This window comes from Streptomyces sp. NPDC032822 (assembly GCF_055578825.1).
Genome location: NZ_JBVIOL010000009.1, coordinates 46,778 through 70,996, shown reverse-complemented (window position 1 = coordinate 70,996; position 24,219 = coordinate 46,778). Strand labels below are relative to the sequence as shown.

At 71.6% G+C, this 24,219-nt stretch carries 19 protein-coding genes; 13 read left to right on the top strand and 6 right to left on the bottom strand.

Annotated features, from left to right (window positions below):
* Window positions 1-73 precede the first annotated feature (73 nt).
* The 4 genes from ACZ5VD_RS25375 to ACZ5VD_RS25360 are packed head-to-tail and all read left to right on the top strand — an operon-like array spanning window position 74 to window position 7,246.
* The gene (locus ACZ5VD_RS25375) at window positions 74-2,296 is read left to right on the top strand and encodes a WD40/YVTN/BNR-like repeat-containing protein (RefSeq protein WP_468683407.1); all 2,223 of its coding nucleotides are present in this window, start codon (window positions 74-76) and stop codon (window positions 2,294-2,296) included.
* The gene (locus tag ACZ5VD_RS25370; RefSeq protein ID WP_468683406.1) at window positions 2,293-4,275 is read left to right on the top strand and encodes a beta-galactosidase; all 1,983 of its coding nucleotides are present in this window, start codon (window positions 2,293-2,295) and stop codon (window positions 4,273-4,275) included. The genes ACZ5VD_RS25375 and ACZ5VD_RS25370 overlap by 4 nt, the downstream gene beginning before the upstream one ends.
* Entirely contained in the window at window positions 4,272-6,482 is a 2,211-nt protein-coding gene (locus ACZ5VD_RS25365) for a glycosyl hydrolase family 95 catalytic domain-containing protein (protein WP_468683403.1), read from the top strand. Before ACZ5VD_RS25370 ends, ACZ5VD_RS25365 begins: the two co-directional genes overlap by 4 nt.
* 47 nt (window positions 6,483-6,529) lie before the next feature.
* Window positions 6,530-7,246, top strand: coding sequence for a glycoside hydrolase family 12 protein (locus ACZ5VD_RS25360; RefSeq protein ID WP_468683402.1), 717 nt, complete (start codon window positions 6,530-6,532; stop codon window positions 7,244-7,246).
* 85 nt (window positions 7,247-7,331) lie between these two features.
* On the opposite strand, the gene ACZ5VD_RS25355 is transcribed toward ACZ5VD_RS25360, so the two are convergent.
* Entirely contained in the window at window positions 7,332-9,383 is a 2,052-nt protein-coding gene (locus ACZ5VD_RS25355; RefSeq protein ID WP_468552473.1) for a glycoside hydrolase family 31 protein, read from the bottom strand.
* Window positions 9,384-9,459: 76 nt separating this feature from the next.
* Entirely contained in the window at window positions 9,460-10,473 is a 1,014-nt protein-coding gene (locus ACZ5VD_RS25350) for a LacI family DNA-binding transcriptional regulator (protein ID WP_468552474.1), read from the bottom strand.
* Window positions 10,474-11,181: 708 nt separating this feature from the next.
* Here ACZ5VD_RS25350 and ACZ5VD_RS25345 point away from each other — a divergent pair.
* The 7 genes from ACZ5VD_RS25345 (at window position 11,182) to ACZ5VD_RS25315 (ending at window position 20,769) form a co-directional block, all read left to right on the top strand.
* On the top strand, window positions 11,182-13,113 hold the full coding sequence (locus ACZ5VD_RS25345; RefSeq protein ID WP_468552475.1) for an acyl-CoA dehydrogenase family protein: 1,932 nt from the start codon (window positions 11,182-11,184) through the stop codon (window positions 13,111-13,113).
* 94 nt (window positions 13,114-13,207) lie between these two features.
* A complete protein-coding gene (gene dxr, locus ACZ5VD_RS25340) occupies window positions 13,208-14,482 on the top strand; it encodes a 1-deoxy-D-xylulose-5-phosphate reductoisomerase (RefSeq protein WP_468552476.1) in 1,275 nt (424 codons plus the stop codon).
* A gap of 8 nt (window positions 14,483-14,490) precedes the next feature.
* Window positions 14,491-15,783: a M50 family metallopeptidase gene (locus tag ACZ5VD_RS25335; RefSeq protein ID WP_468552520.1), complete on the top strand. Its 1,293-nt coding sequence runs from the start codon at window positions 14,491-14,493 to the stop codon at window positions 15,781-15,783.
* A 225-nt stretch (window positions 15,784-16,008) separates the two neighbouring features.
* Entirely contained in the window at window positions 16,009-17,166 is a 1,158-nt protein-coding gene (ispG, locus tag ACZ5VD_RS25330; RefSeq protein ID WP_468683400.1) for a flavodoxin-dependent (E)-4-hydroxy-3-methylbut-2-enyl-diphosphate synthase, read from the top strand.
* Between the two features lie 406 nt (window positions 17,167-17,572).
* Window positions 17,573-18,421 (top strand): GNAT family N-acetyltransferase, encoded by an 849-nt coding sequence (locus ACZ5VD_RS25325; RefSeq protein ID WP_468552478.1) that lies wholly within the window; start codon window positions 17,573-17,575, stop codon window positions 18,419-18,421.
* A 41-nt stretch (window positions 18,422-18,462) separates the two neighbouring features.
* Window positions 18,463-18,990: a GNAT family N-acetyltransferase gene (locus tag ACZ5VD_RS25320; RefSeq protein WP_468552479.1), complete on the top strand. Its 528-nt coding sequence runs from the start codon at window positions 18,463-18,465 to the stop codon at window positions 18,988-18,990.
* A 72-nt stretch (window positions 18,991-19,062) separates the two neighbouring features.
* The gene (locus ACZ5VD_RS25315) at window positions 19,063-20,769 is read left to right on the top strand and encodes a proline--tRNA ligase (RefSeq protein WP_468683398.1); all 1,707 of its coding nucleotides are present in this window, start codon (window positions 19,063-19,065) and stop codon (window positions 20,767-20,769) included.
* A gap of 145 nt (window positions 20,770-20,914) precedes the next feature.
* Here the strand turns inward: ACZ5VD_RS25315 and ACZ5VD_RS25310 are convergent, their stop codons facing one another.
* Window positions 20,915-21,097 (bottom strand): hypothetical protein, encoded by a 183-nt coding sequence (locus ACZ5VD_RS25310; RefSeq protein WP_468683397.1) that lies wholly within the window; start codon window positions 21,095-21,097, stop codon window positions 20,915-20,917.
* Window positions 21,098-21,139: 42 nt separating this feature from the next.
* Here ACZ5VD_RS25310 and ACZ5VD_RS25305 point away from each other — a divergent pair, with 42 nt between their 5' ends.
* Complete coding sequence (locus ACZ5VD_RS25305; RefSeq protein ID WP_468683395.1) at window positions 21,140-21,496, top strand: hypothetical protein; 357 nt, start codon at window positions 21,140-21,142, stop codon at window positions 21,494-21,496.
* Between the two features lie 73 nt (window positions 21,497-21,569).
* Here ACZ5VD_RS25305 and ACZ5VD_RS25300 read toward each other — a convergent pair whose 3' ends face one another.
* Genes ACZ5VD_RS25300 through ACZ5VD_RS25290 form a run of 3 tightly spaced genes read right to left on the bottom strand, consistent with a single transcriptional unit; the run spans window position 21,570 to window position 23,500 of the window.
* Window positions 21,570-22,469: an aminoglycoside phosphotransferase family protein gene (locus tag ACZ5VD_RS25300; RefSeq protein WP_468683394.1), complete on the bottom strand. Its 900-nt coding sequence runs from the start codon at window positions 22,467-22,469 to the stop codon at window positions 21,570-21,572.
* Window positions 22,470-22,496: 27 nt separating this feature from the next.
* Window positions 22,497-22,976 carry a ferritin-like domain-containing protein gene (locus ACZ5VD_RS25295; protein WP_468683393.1) on the bottom strand — a complete coding sequence of 160 codons (480 nt, stop codon included), beginning with the start codon at window positions 22,974-22,976 and terminating at the stop codon, window positions 22,497-22,499.
* Complete coding sequence (locus ACZ5VD_RS25290) at window positions 22,973-23,500, bottom strand: hypothetical protein (protein ID WP_468683392.1); 528 nt, start codon at window positions 23,498-23,500, stop codon at window positions 22,973-22,975. The genes ACZ5VD_RS25295 and ACZ5VD_RS25290 overlap by 4 nt, the downstream gene beginning before the upstream one ends.
* A 204-nt stretch (window positions 23,501-23,704) precedes the next feature.
* Between ACZ5VD_RS25290 and rimP the strand changes: the two genes are divergently transcribed.
* The gene (gene rimP / locus ACZ5VD_RS25285; RefSeq protein WP_468552486.1) at window positions 23,705-24,217 is read left to right on the top strand and encodes a ribosome maturation factor RimP; all 513 of its coding nucleotides are present in this window, start codon (window positions 23,705-23,707) and stop codon (window positions 24,215-24,217) included.
* Window positions 24,218-24,219: the final 2 nt, after the last annotated feature.

The window sequence follows — 24,219 nt, the reverse complement described above, 5'->3', positions numbered from 1 at the left end:
GGAGCCGCGTGTCGGGACAGCCCTCGCGCCCCTGAGGCGCGCCACTTCCCCTTATCCCAGAGCGAGGTTCGTCATGCTTACGTCCAGGCCCAGCCGTCGTGCTGTTCTCGCCGGGACCGCGGCCGCCGCCGCGATCACCGCCGTCCCGCTGCTCCCCGGGCCCGCCCAGGCCGGGGAGGCGGCCAAGGCCGCCACCCCCTCCTACCGCTGGCGCACCGCCGTCATCGGCGGCACCGGCTTCGTCACCGGCGTCCTCTTCCACCCCACCGTCCGGGGTCTCGCCTACGCCCGTACCGACATCGGCGGCGCCTACCGCTGGGACGACCGGGCCGCGCGCTGGACCCCGCTGACCGACCATCTCGGCTGGGACGACTGGAACCTCCTCGGCGTCGAGGCGATCGCCGTCGACCCCGCCCACCCCAACCGTCTCTACCTCGCCCTCGGGACCTACGCCCAGTCCTGGGCCGGCAACGGCGCGGTCCTGCGCTCCGACGACCGTGGCGCGACCTGGAAGCGCACCGACCTCACCGTGAAGCTCGGCGCCAACGAGGACGGCCGGGGTACGGGGGAGCGGCTCCTGGTGGACCCGCGTGACAGCGACACCCTCTGGCTGGGGACCCGGCACGACGGACTCCTCAGGTCCACCGACCGCGGCGCCACCTGGAGTGCCGCGACCGGCTTCCCGGGCACCGCGAGCGCCACCGGCCAGGGCATCACCCTCCTCGTCGCGGCCGGCCGCACCCTCTACGCCGGCTGGGGCGACGGCGACGGCAGCTCCGCCAACCTGTACCGCACCACCGACGGCACCACCTGGGAGGCCGTCCCCGGACAGCCCTCCGGCACCGCCGCCAAGGTCCCGATCCGCGCCGCCTACGACCGCCACACCCACGAGCTGTACGTGACGTACGCCAACGCGCCCGGCCCCAACGGACAGTCCGACGGCAGCGTGCACAAGCTGCGCACCACGAACGGCAGGTGGGCCGAGGTCACGCCGGTGAAGCCGGGCGGGACCGCGGGCGACGGTTCCTCCGACACCTTCGCCTACGGCGGTGTCGCCGTCGACGCCCGGCGCCCCGGAACCGTCGTAGTCTCCACCAACAACCGCTGGGCGGCGCTCGACACCCTGTACCGGACCACCGACGGCGGCCGGAACTGGACGTCCCTCAAGGACACCGCCGTGCTCGACGTGTCCGAGACCCCCTATCTCAAGTGGGGTGCGGACAAGCCGAAGTTCGGCTGGTGGATCCAGGCGGTCGGCGTCGACCCCTACGACTCGAAGCACGTGGTCTACGGCACCGGCGCCACCCTCTACGGCACCCGCGACCTCAAGCACTGGGCCCCGCAGATCCGCGGCCTGGAGGAGACGTCGGTGCGCCAGTTGATCTCGCCCCCGGTCGGGGAGGCGCACCTGCTCAGCGGGCTCGGGGACATCGGCGTGATGTACCACGAGCGGCTCACGGCGTCCCCCTCGCGCGGTATGGCGTCGAACCCCGTGTTCGGGTCGGCGACGGGCCTCGCGCAGGCCGCCGCCAAGCCGTCGTACGTCGTCCGGACCGGATGGGGCGACAACGGCAACGGGGCGTTCTCGAACGACGGCGGGCGCAGCTGGGCGCCCTTCGCCGCCCAGCCCGCCATGGCCAAGGACGCACCGGGGCCGATCGCCACCGACACCGACGGCAGCGTGCTGCTGTGGACCTTCGTGCACTGGGACGGCACGAAGTACCCGGCCCACCGCTCCACGGACAACGGCACGACATGGTCCGAGGTCCCCTCCTTCCCGAAGGGCGCCACGCCGGTCGCCGACCCGGCCGACCCGAAGCGCTTCTACGCCTACGACACCGATGCGGGAACGCTGTACGCCAGCACCGACAGCGGCCTCACGTTCACCGCACGGGCGAGCGGACTGCCCTCCGGTGACAGCCAGTTCGCGCTGGTCGCGGCGCCGGGAAGATCCGGTGACCTGTGGCTGAGCACCAAGGGGAACGGGCTCTACCGGTCCACCGACGGGGGCGCCGGCTTCACCAAGGTGGCCGGCTGCTCGGCGTCGCACGCGGTCGGGTTCGGCCGGGCGGCCAAGGGCGCCGCCTACCCGGCGGTCTACCTGGTCGGTTCCACCGAAACCATCACCGCCCTCTACCGTTCCGACGACGGGGCGAAGACCTGGACGCGGATCAACGACGACGCCCATCAGTGGGGGTGGACCGGCGCGGCGATCACCGGCGACCCGCGGATCCACGGCCGCGTCTACGTCGCCACCAACGGACGCGGGATCCAGTACGGGGAGCCCGTCCGATGACCTCGCACAAGAACCCGACGCTCGGTGACGCCACCCGCGGACGCGTCCTCTACGGCGGCGACTACAACCCCGAGCAGTGGCCCGAGGAGACCTGGCCCGACGACGTCCGGCTGATGAAGGACGCCGGCGTCAACTCCGTCACCCTCGGCGTCTTCTCCTGGGCCAAGCTCGAACCCCGGCCCGGGGAAAGGGACTTCGGCTGGCTGGACCGGCTGATGGAACTGATGCACGCGGGCGGGATCGGGGTCGTCCTCGCCACGCCCACGGCCTCCCCGCCGCCCTGGATGGGGCATCTGCACCCCGACACCCTCCCCGTCGACCAGGACGGCCGTACCGAGTGGTGGGGCGGGCGCCAGCACTTCTCGCACTCCAGCGCCACCTACCGCCGGCACGCCGCCGCCATCACCGAGGACCTCGCCGCCCGCTACGGCACCCACCCGGCCCTCACCATGTGGCACATCAACAACGAGTACTGCACCTACGACTGGAGCGACCAGGCCGCCGCCCGCTTCCGGGACTGGCTGCGGAGCAGGTACGGCACGCTCGACGCGCTCAACGAGGCCTGGGGCACCGCCTTCTGGAGCCAGGGATACGGCGACTGGGCGGAGATCCACACGCCCCGCCACGCCCACTACATGAAGAACCCCGCCCAGCAGCTGGACTTCAAGCGGTTCACGTCCGACATGCTCCTGGAGTGCTACGTCGCCGAGCGGGACATCGTCCGCCGGGCCTCCCCGCACCTCCCGGTCACCACCAACTTCATGCCGCTCTGGGTCGGCCAGGACGCGTGGCGCTGGGCCGAGGAGGAGGACGTCGTCTCGGTCGACATCTACCCCGACCCGCGCGACCCGCTCGGCGGCCAGAACGCCGCCCTCGTCCAGGACATGACCCGCTCGCAGGCCCACGGGCCCTGGATGCTGATGGAACAGGCGGCGGGACCGGTCAACTGGCGGGGCGTCAACCACCCCAAGCCGCGCGGCCTGAACCGCCTCTGGTCCCTCCAGGCCGTGGCCCGCGGCGCCGACGCCGTCTGCTACTTCCAGTGGCGGCAGTCCCGGCAGGGCGCGGAGAAGTTCCACTCCGGAATGGTCAGTCACGCGGGGGAGGAGGGCCGGACCTACCAGGAGGTCAAGCAGCTCGGCGCCGAACTGGCCCGGATCTCACCCGAGGTGACAGGCCGTCACACGGACAACGACATCGCGGTCCTGCACGACTGGCACGCCTGGTGGGCCGGCGCCCAGGACGGCCGCCTCTCCCACGAGGTCGACCACACCGCCGTCCTCCGCGCCTGGCACCGCGCCCTGTGGGAGGGCCACCTCACCACCGACTTCGCCCACCCCGAACACGACCTGAGCGCCTACAGACTGGTCGTCGTCCCCCAGCTGTACGCCCTCACCGACGCGGCCGTCGAGAACCTCCTCGGGTACGTGCGCGGCGGCGGCACCCTCGTCTCCGGCTTCCTGACCGGCGTCGCCGACCAGGACGACCGGGTACGCGCCGGCGGCATGGACGCCCGGCTGCGCGACCTGTTCGGCATCCGCACCCTGCACGAGTGGTGGCCGCTGGACGCGGACGAGAACGTCGAGTGCGACGGCTTCCGCGGCACCCTGTGGTCGGAGGAGATCGAGGCGTCCCCGGACGGCGAGGTCGAGGCCGCCTACAAGGGCGGGGAACTCGACGGACTGCCGGCCGTGCTCCGCAAGGGGCGCGCCTGGTACGTCTCGACACTCCCCGAGCCGGACGCGATGCGCGACCTGCTCGCCCGGATCGCCACCGGCGCGGGCGCCCTCCCGGTGCTCGACGGGCTGCCCGACCAGGTCGAGGCCGTGCGCCGCGGCGACCTGCTGTTCCTCCTCCACCACGGGCGCGACCCGGTGACCGTCGAGGTCCCGGGCACCCACCACGACCTGCTGACGGGGGCGAGAGTCCAGGGCGAACTGACCCTCGGCCGCTACGGAGTGGCGGTGCTGAAGCCATGACCGACGGCCCTGTGCACGGCACCTGGGAGCCGACGCCCGCCACCCGCTGGGAGGACGGCTACCTGAGCGGCAACGGCCACCACGGCGCCCTGGTGTTCGGCGACCTCGACGACGAGCGGGTCGTCGTCACCCACCACACCCTCGTCCGCCCGAACGGGGCCGAGCACGCCCACCCGCCCGAGCTGGCCGCCGAACTCCCCGCACTCCAGGACCGGTTGCTCGGCGGGGAGACGGACGCCGCGGAGAGCTTCACCGACGGCCGCCCCCTCCAGTGGGTCCAGCCCTTCCACCCGGCCTTCCAGATCCGGCTGCGGAGCACGGCACCCCTCGAACCGCACCGCTACCGACGCTCGGTCGACTTCACCACCGGCGTCGCCACGGCCGAGTGCGCCGACCGGACCAGCCGCGTCTTCGTCTCCCGCGCCGACGACGTCGTCGTCCAGCAGATCACCACCCCCGACCTGGACCTCTCCCTCGACCACCGGCTCCCGGGCGCACCCCACGACCTCGCCGTCGGCCACGGCGCCGTCCTCACCCCCGAGGGCGCCCTGCTCACCCTGCGCGCCCGCTACCCCGGCAGCGACCGCGTGTACACCGGCGTGACCCTGGTCCAGGTCACCGGCGGCCGGACCACGCTCACACCCCCCGGACTGCGGATCACCGGCGCCGACTCCGTCCTGCTGCTCACCCGCGTGCTGCGCCACCGGGACGGCCCGGACGGCGACGAGCCGGACGCCCTCGCCCACGCCCGCGCCCTCGGCGACCTCGTCGCGGACGACACCGACCCGTACGCCGGCCTCCTGGACCGCCACACCGCACAGCACCGCACGGCCTACGCGCGCGTCACCCTCGACCTCGACGGGAACCGGGCCGAACGCGCCCTGCCCGGCTCGGAGCTGCTCACCCGCCCGGACAGCCCCGCCCTCCTGGAACGCCTCTTCGCCGCCGGCCGCTACCACCTGCTCTCCGCGGCCGGCCTCCTCCCGCCCCGCCTCGTCGGCCTGTGGACCGGCGACTGGAACACCGCCTGGTCGGGCGCGTTCACCAACGACGCCAACCTCAACCTCCAGACCGCGTCCGCCGCGGCCGCCGCCCTCCCCGAAGTCACCGAGGCCCACGCCCGTCTGATCCACCGTCAGCTCGACGACTGGGCGGCCAACGCCCGCGCGATCTTCGGCGCCCGGGGCGTGGTGGCCCCGCCGCACAGCGACGGCGAGTCCGGGCTGACGTACCACTTCAGCCGTGAATACCCCCTCCACCTGTGGACCGCCGGCGCCGACTGGCTGCTCAAGCCGCTCGTCGACCACGACGAGACCCGCGGCGAGCGCGACCCCCGCACCGCCCACGCCCTCGCCCAGGTGGCCCTGTTCTACGAGGACTTCCTCACCCGCGTCGACGCCGACGGGCGCCTGGTCGTCGTCCCCTCCTACTCGCCGGAGAACCGTCCGGCGAACGCGAGCTGGGGCGCGCTCAACGCGGCGATGGACCTCTCGGCGGCCCGGCACGCCCTGCACACCGCCGCCGACCACCACCCGGAGCGGGCGGAGCACTGGCGGGCCCTCGCCGACCGCCTCCCACCGCACCGGATCAACGCCGACGGAGCCCTCGCCGAGTGGGCCTGGCCGGGCCTCGACGACACCTACGACCACCGCCACCTCAGCCACCTCTACGGTGTCTGGCCGCTCGACGAGATCAACCCGTACGACACCCCGGACCTCGCGGCGGCCGCCCACCGCGCGCTCGCCCTGCGCGGCGCCGAGAACGACTCCGCCCACGGCCATCTCCACCACGCGCTCGTCGCCGCCCGGCTCCGCGACGGCGAACGGGTCGCGCACGCCCTCGGACAGGTCCTCAAGGGGGACTTCTTCCACACGTCCCTGATGAGCGCGCACTACCCGCGCCGGGACGTCTACAACGCGGACGCGGCCCACACCCTGCCCGCCGTGCTCATCGAGACACTCGTGCAGTCGACGCCGGACCGGCTGGTCCTGCTGCCCGCCCTGCCGAGCGCCTACCCGACGGGCCGGCTCCTCGGCATCCGCACCCGCTTCGGGGCCGAACTCGACCTCACCTGGACCCGACACCGAGTGACCGCGGTACTGCGCCCCACCCGCACCCACCGCGTCGAACTCCGGACTTCCTCCGGCGCCGAGCCGCTCGACCTCGTCGCCGGAGAAGACCACGTCCTCACGCTCGGGGCGTGGTAACTCCCCGCACCATCCGCGCAATTCCCCCCACCCATGGAAGGGACACCATGGCAACAACCCGCACGCTCAGCAGGATCAGCAAGGCCCTGCTGGCCCCGGCCCTCGCGCTCGGCGTGACCGTCGGCATCGCCTCCGCCCCCGCCTCCGCCGCCGTCTGGAGCTCCTGCGACCAGTGGGCCAACACCAGCCTGAACGGGTACACGCTCTACAACAACATCTGGGGCTCCGGCGCCGGCAGCCAGTGCATCTGGGCCAACTCCGGCACCAACTGGGGCGTCAACGCCAACCACCCCAACACGGGCGGCATCAAGTCCTATCCCGACTCCAAGAAGGTGATCAACAAGACGATCACCTCGCTGGGCTCGCTCAACAGCAGCTACAACGTCAGCGTCCCGTCGTCCGGCGCGTACAACACGTCGTACGACATCTGGGACACCGACTACGACTACGAGATCATGCTCTGGGTCAACTACAACGGAGCCGTCGGCCCGCTCGGCACCTCGCAGGGCAACGTCACCCTGGGCGGCCACACCTGGACCGTCTACAAGGGCACCAACGGAGCCAACGAGGTCTTCTCGTTCCTGCGGACCTCCGACTCGTCCTCCGGCACCGTGCAGATCCTGCCGATCCTCAAGTGGATCAAGGACACCAAGCGCTGGATGGGCAACGAGACCATCGGGGACGTCCAGTTCGGCTTCGAGATCACCTCGTCGTCCGGCGGCCTCGACTTCACCGCCAACAACGTGACGGTCAGCAGCAGCTGATCCGCCCCACCGCATGAGAGAGCGGCCGGTCCCCGAGGGGACCGGCCGATTCTTGTTGCCCGGTTGCCCGGTTGCCCGTTGCCGGCTACTCCGCCACCGGCAGCCGCGCCCCGTCCCGCAGGAACAGCGGTATGCGGTCCAGCGGAGCGTCGACCGTCACGGCCGTGCCGCCCTCGTACGTCTCGCCGGTCCACGCGTCCGTCCAGGTCGCGCCCGCCGGAAGATACGTCGTACGGGCCGTGGCACCCGCCGTGAGCACCGGTGCGACCAGCAGGTCCCCGCCGAAGAGATAGGCGTCGTCGACCGACCAGGCCGCCGGGTCCTCGGGGAACTCCAGGAACAGCGGCCGCATCACCGGCAGGCCCTCCTCGTGGGCCTCGCGCATCACCTTCAGGACGTACGGCTTCAGCCGCTCGCGCAGCCGCAGGTACCGCTCCAGGATCGCCCCGGCCTCCTCGCCGTACGACCACACCTCGTTGGGGCCGCCGGTCATGTCCGGGCCCAGCGGCATGCCCGGGTCGCGGAAGCCGTGCAGGCGCATCAGCGGGGACAGCGCGCCGAACTGGAACCAGCGGACCATGACCTCGCGGTACGCCGGGTCGTCCGGGTCGCCGCCGTGGAAGCCGCCGATGTCGGTGTTCCACCAGGGGATGCCCGACAGCGAGGTGTTGAGGCCGGCCGCGATCTGACGGCGCAGGGTCGCGAAGTCGGTGCCGATGTCACCGGACCACAGGGCGGCGCCGTAGCGCTGACTGCCCGCCCACGCCGAGCGGTTGAGGGTGATGATCTCGTCCTCGCCGGACGCCCGCAGGCCCTCGTGGAAGGTGCGGGAGTTCTCGGCCGGGTAGCTGTTGCCGACCTCCAGGCCGGGGCCCGTCCAGTAGCGCAGGTTCTCCTGGAAGCCCGGCTTCAGCTCGGGCTCGCAGGCGTCCAGCCAGAAGGCCGTGATGCCGTACGGCTCCAGGTAGTTCTGCTTGATCCGGGACCAGAGGAAGTCGCGGGCCTCCGGGTTGGTGGCGTCGTAGAAGGCGACCTGGACGGTGGAGGCGACCCCCTTGTCCGGCCAGTCGGCGTGTGCCATCGGACCGTACTGGGTGCCTATGAAGTGGCCGCGCTGCTCCATGAGTTGATGGTTCTCGGAGAGCGGGGACACCGAGGGCCAGACGGAGACGACGAGCTTGACGCCCAGCTCCTCCAGCTCGCGGACCATCGCCGCCGGGTCGGGCCACTCCGTCAGGTCGAACTTCCAGTCGCCCAGGTGCGTCCAGTGGAAGAAGTCGCAGACGATGACGTCCAGGGGCAGCCCGCGGCGCTTGTACTCCCGGGCCACACCGAGGAGTTCGTCCTGGGTGCGGTAGCGCAGCTTGCACTGCCAGAAGCCCGCCGCCCACTCGGGCAGCATCGGGGTGCGGCCGGTCGCCGCGCTGTAGTGGCGCTGGGCGGCGGCCGGGTCGCCCGCCGTGATCCAGTAGTCGAGCTGTCGGGCCGAGTCCGCCACCCAGCGGGTGCCGTTGCCGGCCAGCTCCACCCGGCCGATCGCCGGGTTGTTCCACAGCAGGGTGTAGCCGCGGCTGGAGGTGAGGACCGGGATGCCGACCTCGGCGTTGCGCTGGACCAGGTCCAGGACCAGGCCCTTCTGGTCCAGCCGGCCGTGCTGGTGCTGGCCGAGGCCGTACAGCTTCTCGTCGTCGTAGGCGGCGAAGCGCTGCTCCAGGCGGTGGTAGCCGTTGCCGACCGCGGTGTAGAGGCGCGAGCCGGGCCACCAGAAGTGGGCGCGGTCCTCGGCGAGCAGCTCCGAGCGGTCGTCCGTCCGCAGGAAACGGATCAGACCCTCGGCGTCGACCTCGACGGTCAGCGCGCCGACGGTCACCGACCCCCGCCCGTCCTCGGTCTTGACGGTGGACTCGGTGGCGGGAGCCTCGTCGAGCAGTGCGCCCGGCAGCCCGTCGAGGACCGGACCGCCGAGCCGGGCACGGACCCGGACCGCGTCCGGACCCCACGGCTCGATCCGTACGGTCTCCTGGCGTCCGCTCCACTCCAGCGCGCCGTCCCGCTCGCGGAAGGTGCCGACGGTGGGTGACGACTGCGCGAGGCTGACCGCGCCGGTCGGGGGCTGGTTTTCGGCAGGCTGGTTCACGTGGAGCGCTCCCGGAGTAAGGAGGACGGGGTGCGGACACAGAGGTGCCCCGGCGGGGCACGGTGGTGAAAGGGCGTCAGGAAGCGGCCGGTGCGGGGCCCGTGCTGGCCCGGACCGTCAACTCGGGTGCGATCAGCACGACTTCGTCACTCCCGTGACCGTCGAGCTTGGCGACCATCTGCTCCACGGCGTGCCGGCCCATGTCCTGGGCCGGGATGGCGACCGAGGTCAGCCGCACCGAGGCCTGGACGGCGACCTGGTCGGGGCAGATCGCGACCACCGACACGTCCTCGGGCACGGCCCGCCCCTGCTGGCGCAGCAGGGCGAGCAGCGGTTCGACCGCCGACTCGTTCTGCACGACGAACCCGGTGGTGCCCGGCCGTTCGTCGAGCACCCGGGCCAGCGTCACGGCCATCGCGTCGTACCCGCCCTCGCAGGGCCGGTGCAGCAGCCGTACGCCCAACTCCTGGGCGCGGGAGCGCAGTCCGTCGAGGGTGCGCTCGGCGAAGCCGGTGTGCCGTTCATAGACGGCCGGGGCCTCGCCGATGACAGCGATGTCGCGGTGGCCGAGTTTCGCGAGATGCTCGACGCACAGCGCGCCCGTCGCCCTGAAGTCGAGGTCGACGCAGGTCAGTCCGGAGGTGTCGGCGGGCAGTCCGATCAGCACGGACGGCTGGTCGGTGCCGCGCAGCAACGGCAGCCGCTCGTCGTCGAGTTCGACGTCCATCAGGATCATCGCGTCGGCGAGCCCGCTGCCGGTGACGCGTCGGACGGCGTCCGGGCCCTCCTCGCCGGTCAGCAGCAGCACGTCGTAGCCGTGGGTGCGGGCCGAGGTGGCCACCGCGATGGCGATCTCCATCATCACCGGCACGTACATGTCGGTGCGCAGCGGGATCATCAGCGCGATGATGTTCGACTTGCTGCTGGCCAGGGCACGGGCGCCCGCGTTCGGGTGGTAGCCCAGTTCGCGGATGCTGTGCTCCACCCGCTGCCGGGTGGCCCCGGAGATGGACCGCTTGCCGCTGAGGACATAGCTCACCGTGCTCGCGGAGACTCCGGCGTGCTGGGCGACCTCGGCGAGGGTGACCATCCAGCTCTCCAAGCTTTGTGAAGCGCTTCGACAGTGCGCGTGGTGAATAAGGGCGGGTGAGGGTGGTTCGACAGTAGCTCCACCGGAGGTGGGTGTCCATAGGTTGTCGAAGCGCTTCGACAGAGACTTCCGGACGCAAGGCCGGGCGGGGGTTCCTGCCTACCACGACCGGCCCCGGAGGGCCATGGAACAGGGGTGGCGGAGATCGCAGGTCCGGCAGCCCGAACCGCACCTGCCCGGAGCGGTGGAAGGGGTGGGGCGAGTCCGGACGGGACGACCGGCGGCGCTGGGTCGCAGTCCCCGCCGATGAGGCCGAGCCGGCCGACGGACTGGTCCCTTGCCCAAGGGCGTTCGCCTCGTTCGCCTCGTTCGGCACGGCCGGGAAGGGCGAGCCGACGGAGATCGACGGCACCCCGGTGATCGCCCTGGCGGTGACCGACGGGGCGGACGAGCGCGGTGCCCACACCACGCGACCGACGGCACCCCCTGACCCCACCGGTGCCCGCAGAGGGGACGCCCCCCGAAGAGGGCCGTCGGCACCCGGTACGGCCGTCTCGGCGGCGCGTGGGGGGACAGCCGGCGGGGCGACATCGGCTGAACGGCGTCCAAAGGGTGGTGGGTCGGCCGGTATCGGGGTACATACGATCGAGTAGCACCCGTCGGTAACCAAACGGCCCCAAGATCCCGATTCGCGGCGAGGTGAGCCTCATGTCCGCACCACCCACCCAACCCACCGTCACCGAGCGTGAAGCACGCGAGGTGGCGGAGGCCGCCCGGGAGCAGGACTGGCGCAAGCCCAGCTTCGCCAAGGAACTGTTCCTCGGCCGCTTCCGGCTCGACCTCATCCATCCCCACCCGATGCCGCCCGACGAGGACGCCCGGCGCGGTGAGGAGTTCCTCGCCACCCTGCGCGACTTCTGCGAGACGAAGATCGACTCGGCGCGCATCGAGCGCGAGGCGCGGATCCCGGACGAGACGATCAACGGGCTCAAGGAGCTCGGCGCCCTCGGTATGAAGATCGACACCAAGTACGGCGGCCTCGGCCTCACGCAGGTCTACTACAACAAGGCCCTCGCCCTGGTCGGCTCCGCGAACCCGGCGCTCGGCGCGCTGCTCTCCGCCCATCAGTCGATCGGGGTACCGCAGCCGCTGAAGATCTTCGGCACCCAGGAGCAGAAGGACACCTTCCTGCCGCGCCTGGCCCGCACCGACATCTCGGCGTTCCTCCTGACGGAACCCGACGTCGGCTCCGACCCCGCCCGGCTGGCCACCTCGGCCGTCCCGGACGGCGAGGACTACATCCTCGACGGGGTGAAGCTCTGGACGACCAACGGCGTGGTCGCCGACCTCCTCGTGGTCATGGCCCGCGTCCCGAAGTCCGAGGGCCACAAGGGCGGCATCACCGCGTTCGTCGTCGAGGCCGACTCCGAGGGCGTCACGGTCGAGCGCCGCAACGCCTTCATGGGCCTGCGCGGACTGGAGAACGGTGTCACCCGCTTCCACCGGGTCCGCGTCCCCGCCGCCCACCGCATCGGCCCCGAGGGCGCGGGCCTCAAGATCGCCCTCACCACCCTCAACACCGGCCGCCTCTCCCTGCCCGCCATGTGCGTCGGCGCCGGCAAGTGGTGCCTGAAGATCGCCCGCGAATGGTCGGCGGCCCGCGAACAGTGGGGCAAACCGGTCGCCTTCCACGAGGCGGTCGGCTCGAAGATCAGCTTCATCGCCGCGACCACCTTCGCCCTGGAGGCCGTCCTCGACCTGTCCTCCCAGATGGCCGACGAGGACCGCAACGACATCCGTATCGAGGCCGCCCTCGCCAAGCTCTACGGCTCCGAGATGGCCTGGCTCATGGCCGACGAACTGGTCCAGATCCGCGGCGGCCGAGGCTTCGAGACCGCCGAGTCCCTCGCGGCCCGCGGCGAACGCGCCGTCCCCGCCGAACAGGTCCTGCGCGACCTGCGGATCAACCGCATCTTCGAGGGCTCCACCGAGATCATGCATCTGCTGATCGCCCGCGAGGCCGTCGACGCCCACCTGTCCGTCGCCGGCGACCTCATCAACCCCGAGAAGTCCCTCCCGGACAAGGCGAAGGCGGGCGCCCAGGCCGGTGTCTTCTACGCCAAATGGCTGCCCAAACTGGTCACCGGGCCCGGCCAACTCCCGAACTCCTACGGCGAGTTCAAACGAGACGTCGACCTCTCCGGGCATCTGCGCTACGTCGAACGCACCTCCCGCAAACTCGCCCGCTCCACCTTCTACGCCATGTCCCGCTGGCAGGGCCGGATGGAGACCAAGCAGGGCTTCCTCGGCCGGATCGTCGACATCGGCGCGGAACTCTTCGCGATGAGCGCGGCCTGCGTCCGGGCCGAACTCCTGCGCAGCACCGGCGACCACGGCCGCGAGGCCTACCAACTCGCCGACGTCTTCTGCCGCCAGTCCCGCATCCGCGTCGAGGAACTCTTCGGCCGGCTCTGGACCAACACCGACGACCTCGACCGCAAGGTCGTCAAGGGCGTCCTCTCGGGCACCTACACCTGGCTGGAGCAGGGCATCGTCGACCCGTCGGGCGAGGGCCCGTGGATCGCGGACGCCACCCCCGGCCCCGCCGAACACGAGAACGTGCACCGCCCGATCCGCTGACCGACCCGTCACGGTGCGTCCCCCTCGGCCCCCGTGCGGGGGAAGAGGGGGACGCGCTGTCCTCACACACGGTCCTTACGGCCACAATGGAGGGATGAGCGACAGTCCAGCCCTCTCAGAGCACGGGTCGCAGGCCCTGGCCGACCCGCATCTCGTCTACGACCCGGTGGCGGGCGACGGGCCGAAGGACGTGGTGATCCTCGGCTCGACCGGCTCGATCGGCACCCAGGCCATCGACCTCGTGCTGCGCAACCCCGACCGGTTCGAGGTCACCGCGCTCTCCGCCAACGGCGGCCGTGTCGCCCTCCTCGCCGAGCAGGCGCACCGACTCGGGGTCCGGACCGTCGCCGTGGCCCGCGAGGACGTCGTACCGGCCCTGCGCGAGGCCCTGAGCAGCCGCTACGGCGGCGAGCCGCTCCCCGAGATCCTCGCCGGACCCACCGCGGCCACCGAGGTCGCCGCCTCCGACTGCCACACCGTCCTGAACGGCATCACCGGCTCCATCGGCCTCGCCCCGACCCTCGCCGCCCTGGAGGCGGGCCGCACCCTCGCGCTCGCCAACAAGGAGTCGCTCATCGTCGGCGGCCCGCTGGTCAAGGCGCTCGCCAAGCCCGGGCAGATCATCCCGGTCGACTCCGAGCACGCCGCGCTGTTCCAGGCGCTGGCGTCCGGCACCAGGTCCGACGTACGCAAACTCGTCGTCACCGCCTCGGGCGGCCCCTTCCGCGGTCGTACCAAGGCCGAGCTGGCCGACGTCACCGTCGAGGACGCCCTCGCGCACCCCACCTGGGCGATGGGCCCGGTCATCACGATCAACTCCGCGACCCTCGTCAACAAGGGTCTTGAGGTCATCGAGGCGCACCTCCTCTACGACATTCCCTTCGACCGCATTGAGGTGGTCGTGCATCCGCAGTCGTATGTCCACTCGATGGTTGAGTACACAGACGGATCCACGATCGCCCAGGCGACGCCCCCCGACATGGGCGGGCCGATCGCCATCGGACTCGGCTGGCCCGAACGCGTCCCCGACGCGGCGCCCGCCTTCGACTGGAGCAAGGCCTCGACCTGGGAGTTCTTCCCGCTCGACAACGAAGCCTTCCCCTCGGTGAACCTCGCCCGACGGGTGGGCGAGCTCGCGGGGACGGCCCCGGCGGTGTTCAATGCCGCCAACGAGGAGTGCGTGGAGGCCTTCCGGGCCGGCGCGCTGCCGTTCAACGGGATCATGGAGACCGTGACCCGGGTGGTGGACGAGCACGGCACCCCGCGCGCGGGAACCTCGCTCACCGTCGCGGACGTCCTCGAAGCGGAGACCTGGGCGCGGACCCGGGCCCGGCAACTGGCGGCACAGACGGCGGAGGCCCGTGCATGACGACACTGATGTTCATCCTCGGCATAGTGATCTTCGCGTTCGGCCTGCTGGTCTCGATCGCGTGGCACGAGCTGGGGCACCTGTCCACCGCCAAGCTCTTCGGCATCCGCGTGCCGCAGTACATGGTCGGCTTCGGTCCGACGATCTTCTCCCGCACCAAGGGCGACACCGAGTACGGCATCAAGGCCATCCCGTTCGGCGGCTACATCCGCATGATCGGCATGTTCCCGCCCGGCGCGGACGGCCGCCTGGAGGTCCGCTCCACCTCGCCCTGGCGCGGCATGATCGAGGACGCCCGCTCGGCTGCCTTCGAGGAACTCCGCCCCGGTGACGAGAACCGGCTCTTCTACACGCGCAAGCCCTGGAAACGGGTCATCGTGATGTTCGCGGGCCCGTTCATGAACCTCATCCTGGCGGTGGCGCTGTTCCTCACCGTCCTGATGGGCTTCGGCATCTCCCAGCAGACCAACACGGTCAGCTCGGTCTCCCAGTGCGTCATCGCCCAGAGCCAGAACCGTGACGACTGCAAGAAGTCCGACCCGGCCTCCCCGGCCGCGGCCGCTGGCCTTGAGGCGGGCGACAAGATCGTCTCCTTCGCCGGCGTGCGGACCGACGACTGGAACCGGCTCTCCGACCTGATCCGGGCCAACCCCGACAAGGAGGTGGCGATCGTCGTCGACCGCAAGGGCGAGGAACTCACCCTGCACGCGAAGATCGCCTCCAACCAGGTCGCCAAGAAGGACTCCAGCGGCCAGTACGTCCAGGGCGAGTACGTCACCGCCGGCTTCCTCGGCTTCAGCGCGGCCACCGGCATCGTCAAGCAGGACTTCGGCGACTCGGTGACCTGGATGGGCGACCGCGTCGGCGACGCCGTCGACTCCCTCGCCGCCATCCCCGGCAAGGTCCCCGCCCTGTGGGACGCCGCCTTCGGTGACGGCCCCCGCGAACCGGACTCCCCGATGGGCGTCGTCGGCGCGGCCCGCGTGGGCGGCGAGATCTTCACCCTGGACATCCCGCCCACCCAGCAACTGGCCATGGCCCTGATGCTGGTCGCCGGCTTCAACCTCTCCCTGTTCCTCTTCAACATGCTCCCGCTGCTGCCCCTGGACGGCGGCCATGTCGCCGGCGCCCTCTGGGAGTCCCTGCGCCGCAACGCGGCGAAGGTGCTGCGCCGGCCGGACCCGGGCCCCTTCGACGTGGCGAAGCTCATGCCGGTCGCCTACGTGGTGGCGGGCATCTTCATCTGCTTCACGATCCTCGTCCTGATCGCGGACGTGGTGAACCCGGTGAGAATCTCCTAGTCACGAGCGGTTCGCGACGGCCCGGCATCATCGATGCCGGGCCGTCGCGCCATGAGCGGGCCGTGCGGTCCTCCATCGAGTGGGTTTACGGCGGTGAGGGTCCCCCCGCCGAGTGGTTCGAGGTGGGCGAGTGCTCGCGCCCGGGCTCGTGCCGTAATCTCGAAGCCTGGTGCCCGCCGCTGACGGGACCTGGGCCTTGAACCACGACTTGGGGTTGCACAGCAGATGACTGCGATTTCTCTCGGCATGCCGTCCGTTCCGACCAGGCTCGCCGAGCGCCGGAAGACCCGGCAGATCCAGGTCGGCTCCGTGGCGGTCGGTGGAGACGCCCCGGTGTCCGTGCAGTCGATGACCACGACCCGTACGTCGGACATCGGCGCCACCCTCCAGCAGATCGCCGAGCTGACGGCCTCCGGCTGCCAGATCGTCCGGGTGGCCTGCCCGACCCAGGACGACGCGGACGCGCTCGCGACGATCGCCCGCAAGTCGCAGATCCCGGTGATCGCCGACATCCACTTTCAGCCGAAGTACGTCTTCGCCGCCATCGAGGCGGGCTGCGCCGCGGTCCGGGTGAACCCCGGCAACATCAAGCAGTTCGACGACAAGGTGAAGGAGATCGCGAAGGCCGCGAACGACCACGGCACCCCGATCCGCATCGGTGTGAACGCGGGCTCGCTGGACAGCCGCCTGCTCCGGAAGTACGGCAAGGCGACCCCCGAGGCGCTCGCGGAGTCCGCCCTGTGGGAGGCGTCCCTCTTCGAGGAGCACGACTTCCGGGACATCAAGATCTCCGTCAAGCACAACGACCCGGTCGTGATGGTCGAGGCGTACCGCCAGCTCGCCGCCCAGTGCGACTACCCCCTGCACCTCGGCGTCACCGAGGCCGGCCCCGCCTTCCAGGGCACGATCAAGTCGGCGGTCGCCTTCGGCGCCCTGCTCAGCCAGGGCATCGGCGACACGATCCGCGTCTCGCTGTCCGCGCCTCCGGTGGAGGAGGTCAAGGTCGGCAACCAGATCCTGGAGTCCCTGAACCTCAGGCAGCGCGGCCTGGAGATCGTCTCCTGCCCCTCCTGCGGCCGCGCCCAGGTCGACGTCTACAAGCTGGCCGAAGAGGTCACCGCCGGTCTGACCGGCATGGAGGTCCCGCTCCGCGTCGCGGTCATGGGCTGCGTCGTCAACGGCCCCGGCGAGGCCCGCGAGGCCGACCTCGGCGTCGCCTCCGGCAACGGCAAGGGCCAGATCTTCGTGAAGGGCGAGGTCATCAAGACCGTCCCCGAGTCCAAGATCGTCGAGACCCTCATCGAAGAGGCCATGAAGCTGGCCGAACAGATGGAGGCGGACGGCGTGGCATCGGGCGAACCGTCGATCTCGGTCGCGGGCTGACACACCGACCACACGGCGACGGCCTCGGTGACGACCTGACGGGACCCTTCGACTCGACGGGACTCTTCGACCTGAGGGGGTTCCTCGACCTGAGGGGGCTCTTCGAGCTGACGGGACCCTTTCGGGTCGACGGGCCTTTTGGAGCTGAGGGGGCTCTTCGGGCCGAGGGGCCCTTTCAAATCGGCGGGGTCCTTTCGAGCGCCGGGCCAGGGCATCCCAGCCCGTCCGGCGTTTGAGGACGAGGCCCCTTCAGGGCCGAAGCGGGGGTCTGGGGGCGGCAGCCCCCAGGGCCGGAACCGCAGCCGACGATCCCCTTCGAACAGGCGGCGACAAACACAGGGCGGCGCCGCCCGGCTTCCGCAGGTACAGTGCGGAGATCAGCAGACCCCAGTGTGAGGCCCCGCCCGTGTTGACCCAGACCACCTCCCGGGTCCTCGAACCGAGCGACCTGGACGCCGCGCTCGCCGTCCTGCATCGCGAGCCGGTCGCGAACGCCTTCGTGACATCCCGCGTGCAGGTCGCCGGGCTCGACCCCTGGCGGCTCGGCGGCGAGATGTGGGGCTGGTACGAGGACGGCATGCTGACGTCCATGTGCTACGCGGGCGCCAACCTGGTCCCGATCTGCGCGACCCCCAGGGCCGTCCGCGCCTTCGCCGACCGGGCCCGCCGGGCCGGCCGCCGCTGTTCCTCCGTCGTCGGCCCCGCTGAAGCCACCGCCCTGCTCTGGCGGTTGCTGGAACCGAGCTGGGGTCCGGCCCGCGAGGTCCGCGCCCACCAGCCCCTCATGGCCATCGACCGGACGTCCACCACCGTCGCCCCGGATCCCTACGTCCGTCGCGTCCGCAAGGACGAGATGGACACGATCATGCCGGCCTGCGTGGCGATGTTCACCGAGGAGGTCGGGATCTCCCCGATGGCCGGCGACGGCGGCCTCCTCTACCAGGCGCGGGTCGCCGAACTCGTCGGCTCCGGCCGCTCGTTCGCCCGCCTCGACGCCGAGGGCAAGGTCGCCTTCAAGGCGGAGATCGGCGCCGCGACCGACCGCGCCTGCCAGATCCAGGGCGTGTGGGTCGCCCCCGAGTACCGGGGCAGGGGCCTCGCCGCCCCGGGCATGGCGGCGGTCCTGCGCTACGCCCTGGCGGATGTGGCCCCGGTGGTGAGTCTGTACGTGAACGACTTCAACACGGCGGCGAGAAGGACGTATCGCAGGGTGGGCTTCCAGGAGGTCGGCGAGTTCATGAGCGTCCTGTTCTGAGCCGCCCCGCCGCACCCGAAACCCCCCTGTAGGCTCCCGACATGGACCTCGTCATCGGCCCCTTGGACCTGTCCGCCCACGTGGACGAGGCGCTGGCCGTCCAGGCGCTCGCCTTCGGACTCGGCCCCGACGAGGTCGCCGTACGCCGTCAGATCGTCCTGCGACACATGGCGTACCCGGGAGCGAGATCCTTCGGCGCGACCACCGCCGGGCGGCTCGTCGGATTCGTCTACGGCATGCCCAACGACCGCACCCACTGGTGGTCCACCGTCGTGGAGCCCTACCTCCGGGCCCGGCACAGCGACGACTGGCTGGACCAGTCCTTCGTGATCACCGAGCTGCACGTCCACCCGCACCACCAGAACCGGGGCATCGGCCGCACCCTGATCACCCGGATCACCGACCTCGCCGCCGAGCCCCGCTCGATCCTCTCCGCGATCGACCAGGACAGCCCGGCCCGCGGCCTCTACCACTCCCTCGGCTACCAGGACCTCGCCCGCCAGGTTCTGTTCCCCAGCGCCCCCAAGCCGTACGCGGTGATGGGTGCCCCGCTGCCGCTGCGCCGTTAACCGATTTCCGCCGGGATCGCACCCCCGGCTAACCTCCTGCCATCACCCTCACGCAGCAGGAGTACGACAACCATGGCGAACGCACCGGTCCAGCGCATGTCCCAGTTGATGGCGAAGACGCTGCGCGACGACCCGGCGGACGCCGAGGTCCTCAGTCACAAGCTGCTGGTCCGCGCCGGCTACGTCCGGCGTACCGCGGCCGGCATCTGGTCCTGGCTGCCGCTCGGCAAGAAGGTCCTCGCCAACGTGGAGCGGATCGTCCGTGAGGAGATGGACGCGATCGGCGCCCAGGAGGTACTGCTCCCCGCCATCCTGCCCCGGGAGCCGTACGAGGCGACCGGCCGCTGGGACGAGTACGGCCCCGAGCTGTTCCGCCTCCAGGACCGCAAGGGCGGCGACTACCTGCTCGGCCCCACCCACGAGGAGATCTTCACGCTGATCGTGAAGGACCAGGCGTCCTCCTACAAGGACCTGCCGGTCATCCTCTACCAGATCCAGAACAAGTACCGCGACGAGGCCCGCCCGCGGGCCGGCATCCTGCGCGGCCGCGAGTTCCTGATGAAGGACTCCTACTCCTTCGACACCGAGGACGAGGGCCTCGCCCAGTCCTACGCCCTGCACCGCGAGGCCTACCAGAAGGTCTTCGCGCGCCTCGGCCTCGACTACCGCATCTGCGCCGCCACCGCGGGCGCCATGGGCGGCTCGAAGTCGGAGGAGTTCCTCGCCCCGGCCGAAGCCGGCGAGGACACCTTCGCGGACTGCCCGAACTGCGACTTCGCGGCCAACACCGAGGCGATCACCTACGAGCTGAAGGCGGTGGACGCCGACGGCGTCGCCGCCCTCGAAGAGATCCCGACCCCCGACACCCCCACCATCGAGACCCTCGCCGCCTCCCTCGGCGTCCCGGCCTCCGCCACCCTCAAGAACCTCCTGGTGAAGGTCGACGGCGAGATCGTGGCCGTCGGCGTCCCCGGCGACCGTGAGGTCGACCTGGGCAAGGTCGAGGCGCACTTCGCCCCCGCCGCGGTCGAGCTGGTCACCGCCGAGGACTTCACGGGCCGCCCGGACCTGGTCCGCGGCTATGTCGGCCCGCAGGGCCTGGGCGAGAAGGTCACCTACCTCGCCGACCCGCGCGTGGCCCCCGGCACCGCCTGGATCACCGGCGCCAACAAGGAGCACACGCACGCGAGGAACGTCGTCGCGGGCCGTGACTTCGAGGTCGACGCCTACGTCGACGTCGTGGTCGTCAAGGAGGGCGACCCCTGCCCGACCTGCGGCACCGGTCTCCAGCTGGACCGCGCCATCGAGATCGGTCACATCTTCCAGCTGGGCCGCAAGTACGCCGACGCCCTCAAGCTCGACGTCCTCGGGCAGCACGGCAAGCCGGTCCGCGTGACCATGGGCTCCTACGGCATCGGCGTCTCCCGCGCGGTCGCCGCCCTCGCCGAGCAGACCGCCGACGACAAGGGCCTGTGCTGGCCGCAGGAGGTCGCCCCGGCCGACGTGCACGTCGTCGCCGCGGGCAAGGCCCTGCAGACCGAGCTGGCCCTCGACGTCTCCGGCAAGCTGGCGGCGGCCGGACTCCGGGTCCTGGTCGACGACCGGGCCGGCGTCTCCCCGGGCGTGAAGTTCACCGACTCGGAGCTGATGGGCGTACCGCAGATCCTGGTGGCCGGACGCCGGGCCGCCGAGGGCGTACTGGAGCTGAAGGACCGACGGACCGGTGAGCGCGAGGAGTTGACGGTCGAGGAGGCCATCGCGCGCCTCACCGCCGCCTAAGGAAATCTCTCAAGGAGTTCTGTCGAGGCGTAGGGCCGCCTCGACAGACTTCTCTCAGGCTCTTCCCCGACCTTGGGACGTGACAGAACGTCACCAGGGAGGGGAAGGGGCATGAGCACCGGGGAACGAGGCGCTGCGGCAGCGGTCAGAAGAGGAACCCGGCGGACGCCACCGCGAGCAGCGGCGGCGGCACGAGCAGCAGCACCGACACGGGTACGGACACCGGTACCGACACCGGTACGGACTCCTCGTCGAGCGGCTCGTCCGCGACGGATTCCACCAGTTCCACCAGTTCCACGGGCTCGACCAGCTCGGCCAGCGGCCTCACCTCGTCCTCCGGTGGCTCCGGCGGCTCCGCCTCGGGGGCGTCGTGACGACCACCGCCGCCACCGCCCCGCGCACCACCGCCGCCACCGCCCCGTGCACCACCGCCGCCACCGAGTGGCGTGCCCTCGGCACCGGCGTCCGGCTGGTCGTCACCGACCCCGCCCTGCTGGACTCCTGCAACCTGCTCCTCGCCCGGCACCTCGCCGAGGTCGACGCGGCGTGCAGCCGTTTCCGCGCCGACTCCGAACTCGTCGCGCTCGACGGCGCGCAGGGCCGCCCGGTCCGGGTCAGCCCGCTGCTCGCCGAGGCCCTCGCGGTCGCGCTGCGCGCCACGGTGGAACGGGCCCGCAGAGCAGCCGCGGACTGCCCGGCCCTGGCCCTGAGACTCACGACGGGCTGACGCACCCAGGGGCGCGGGGAACCGCGCGTTCAGCCCTCACGCACCCGCACCCCGTGCCGAACGGCTCGCGCCCTCAGAGCCACCCGGCGAACTCCAGCAACAACTCCGCGTCCTTCGGCCGCCCCACGCGAAGCGCCCGCACCCCCGACTCCACCGCCCGGAACAGCGTCCACCCCCGCAACCGCTCCTGATCCACCTCCAGCGACTCCGCGAGCCGCTTCACCCGCCGACGGGTCGTCGCCGCCCCCGACGGCGAGGCGATCAGATCCTCCACCCGGTCCCGCACCAGCCGGGCCAGATCGAAGGCACACTCGCCGACCACCGGGTCGGGCCCCACGGCCAACCACGGAGAGCGCTCACCCGCGAGCACCTTGCTCTGCCGGAACGTCCCGTGCAGCAGCCGGTGTTCGGGCGGCGCGGCAAGCAACTCCTCCCGGGCCGACAGCGCCGCGTCCACCAGCGCCGCGATCTCCGCGTCCGCGCGGGCCCCGGCCCGCATCACCTCGGCCTGTCGTCCGGTCCGCTCGGCCACCGTCTCCAGGACATGGCCACCGGGCGGCTCCACCCACAGCCGCCGCAACGTCCCCGCCGCCTCCAGCAGCGCCTTCGCCTCCGGCAGCGACCGCACCGACACATCCGGATGCAGCCGCTCAAGCAGCAGCACACCCTCCGCGGCGAACGGTTCCACCAGCTGTACGGCGCCCCGGCCGCCCCAGTGGCCGAGCGCGGCCCGTTCGCTCTCCGGGCGGGCCCGCGGCGGGGCCAGCTTCAGCACGGCGGGCGTCCCGTCCGGCAGCCTGACCAGCACGACCAGGCTGCTGCGGCCACCCGGCAGCTGCATCCGCTCCACGGTCGACTCGCGCAGCGCGACGGCCTGCCGGGCCGCCTCGGGCAGTGTCTCCAACCAGTCGTCACCGCCCGGCGCGCTCTCACCGAGCGCCCTGACCAGACGCTGCGGCGGTTCGAAAGCCATGCGCGAGTCGTTTCCTTCCTGTACGCGTTACGGGGTCGGCGGTGGGCTGGATGCCGCGGTCGCCCCCGCCCGCTCGGCGAGCCCAGGGAAGGCTACGCTCTCGCCGCGCCAGCGCACCGCCCGCACCGCCGCCTCCCGCAGCGCCTCGGCCGCCGTGCCCCGCCGCGGCTCCCCGGCCGCCCGCACCAGGTCGGAGTAGACCCCGGCCACCCGGTCCTCCAGCTCGGCGGCCAGCCGCAGGGCCGCGGCCGAGTCCGGCACCGGGAAGGGCAGCGCGTAGGCCGCCGCGGCGGCCACCGGTTTACCGCCCAGGCCCCGCACCTCGCGCACCAGCGCGTCCCGCCGGGCCCGGTGGGCGTCGTACGCCGCCTTCGCCTCCGTGCGACGGCCCTCACCGATCCGGCCGCCGACGACGCCGTAGCCGTACACCGCGGCATGCTCGGCGGCCAGCGCCGCCTGGAGCGCCTTCAGCTCCCGCTCCGGCACATCGGCCACCTCGGTCTTCATTTCGCGCTCTCCGTCAGCAGATAGGTGTGCGCCGCCCCGGCCGCGGCCACCGAGGCCAGCAGCCGGGCCAGTTCGCCCGGCAGGTCGAGCAGCGCCTTCGCCCTCCGGTCCGCGAGGGACCGTTCGGCGGCGGCCAGCTCGGCCAGGGCGTCCTTCTCGTTCCCGGGGACGGCGGCCGGGGCGGACGCCGACGGGGAGACCGTGGGCGAGGCGGACGGTGACGCCGTCCCGGCCGCACCGAACGCCTCCGCGTGCCGGACGACCTCCGCCCGCAGTGGTGCGAGCCGCTCCGCCAGCGCGGGATGGACGGCGAGGACGGCGTCGTACCGTTCCAGCAGCCCGGTGCTCTCGCCGGCCGCACGCGCGCGTGCCTTGGCGACGGCCGACGGGCTGCCGTTCGTGCCGCCGTCGGCGTCCCCGGACCCGGTGGAGCAGCCCACCAGCAGGACGGCCCCGGAGGCCGAGGCGAGCAGGGTTCTTCTGCGCGGCCCGGAGGGGGTGCGCGGCAGTGGAGGGTACGGCACGGCAGACGTCCTCGGGGGCTCGTACGAACACGCGGACGGGGAGGGCGGCCCCGCCGGTGATCACGGTACCCGCGCACCCGCCCGGCGCCCATCAGCGGCACCGTCCCCCGCGCAGGTGGACGGCAACACACCTTGGGACCGGATACCCTTTGACCAGACACGCGACCTTCCCACAACAGCACACGCGGCCGAGGAGTCACCCGGATGAGCACCACCCAGAGCGAGAGGCTGCGAGAACTTCTGGAACCGCTCGTCAGCTCCCAGGGCCTGGATCTCGAAGAGATCGCGGTGGACTCGGTCGGACGCAAGCGGGTGCTGCGTGTGGTCGTCGACTCCGACACCGGTGCCGACCTCGACCAGATCGCCGATGTGAGCCGCGCGCTCTCGGCGAAGCTCGACGAGAGCGACGCGATGGGCAAGGGCGAGTACACCCTTGAGGTCGGAACGCCCGGCGCGGAGCGCCTCCTCAAGGAACACCGGCACTACGTACGCGCCGTCGACCGGCTGGTGAAGTTCCAGCTGGTGGACGGCGGCGACGAGCTGATCGCCAGAATCCTGAAGGTCGACGACGAGGGCCTCGACCTCGAAGTACCCGGTGTGAAGGGCCGCAAGGCCACCACCCGCAGACTCGCTTTCGAGGACATCGACCGGGCCCGTGTCCAGGTCGAGTTCAACCGCAAGGACAAGAAGGACATGACGGAAGAAGAGGAGGCGTAGCC

Excerpts from the sequence above, each read along its gene's own strand:
- ACZ5VD_RS25375 (WP_468683407.1), top strand. The coding sequence starts at position 74 with ATGCTTACGTCCAGGCCCAGCCGTCGTGCTGTTCTCGCCGGGACCGCG.
- ACZ5VD_RS25370 (WP_468683406.1), top strand. The coding sequence starts at position 2,293 with ATGACCTCGCACAAGAACCCGACGCTCGGTGACGCCACCCGCGGACGC.
- ACZ5VD_RS25365 (WP_468683403.1), top strand. The coding sequence starts at position 4,272 with ATGACCGACGGCCCTGTGCACGGCACCTGGGAGCCGACGCCCGCCACC.
- ACZ5VD_RS25360 (WP_468683402.1), top strand. The coding sequence starts at position 6,530 with ATGGCAACAACCCGCACGCTCAGCAGGATCAGCAAGGCCCTGCTGGCC.
- ACZ5VD_RS25350 (WP_468552474.1), bottom strand. The coding sequence starts at position 10,473 with ATGGTCACCCTCGCCGAGGTCGCCCAGCACGCCGGAGTCTCCGCGAGC.
- ACZ5VD_RS25345 (WP_468552475.1), top strand. The coding sequence starts at position 11,182 with ATGTCCGCACCACCCACCCAACCCACCGTCACCGAGCGTGAAGCACGC.
- dxr (WP_468552476.1), top strand. The coding sequence starts at position 13,208 with ATGAGCGACAGTCCAGCCCTCTCAGAGCACGGGTCGCAGGCCCTGGCC.
- ACZ5VD_RS25335 (WP_468552520.1), top strand. The coding sequence starts at position 14,491 with ATGTTCATCCTCGGCATAGTGATCTTCGCGTTCGGCCTGCTGGTCTCG.
- ispG (WP_468683400.1), top strand. The coding sequence starts at position 16,009 with ATGACTGCGATTTCTCTCGGCATGCCGTCCGTTCCGACCAGGCTCGCC.
- ACZ5VD_RS25320 (WP_468552479.1), top strand. The coding sequence starts at position 18,463 with ATGGACCTCGTCATCGGCCCCTTGGACCTGTCCGCCCACGTGGACGAG.
- ACZ5VD_RS25315 (WP_468683398.1), top strand. The coding sequence starts at position 19,063 with ATGGCGAACGCACCGGTCCAGCGCATGTCCCAGTTGATGGCGAAGACG.
- ACZ5VD_RS25300 (WP_468683394.1), bottom strand. The coding sequence starts at position 22,469 with ATGGCTTTCGAACCGCCGCAGCGTCTGGTCAGGGCGCTCGGTGAGAGC.
- ACZ5VD_RS25295 (WP_468683393.1), bottom strand. The coding sequence starts at position 22,976 with ATGAAGACCGAGGTGGCCGATGTGCCGGAGCGGGAGCTGAAGGCGCTC.
- rimP (WP_468552486.1), top strand. The coding sequence starts at position 23,705 with ATGAGCACCACCCAGAGCGAGAGGCTGCGAGAACTTCTGGAACCGCTC.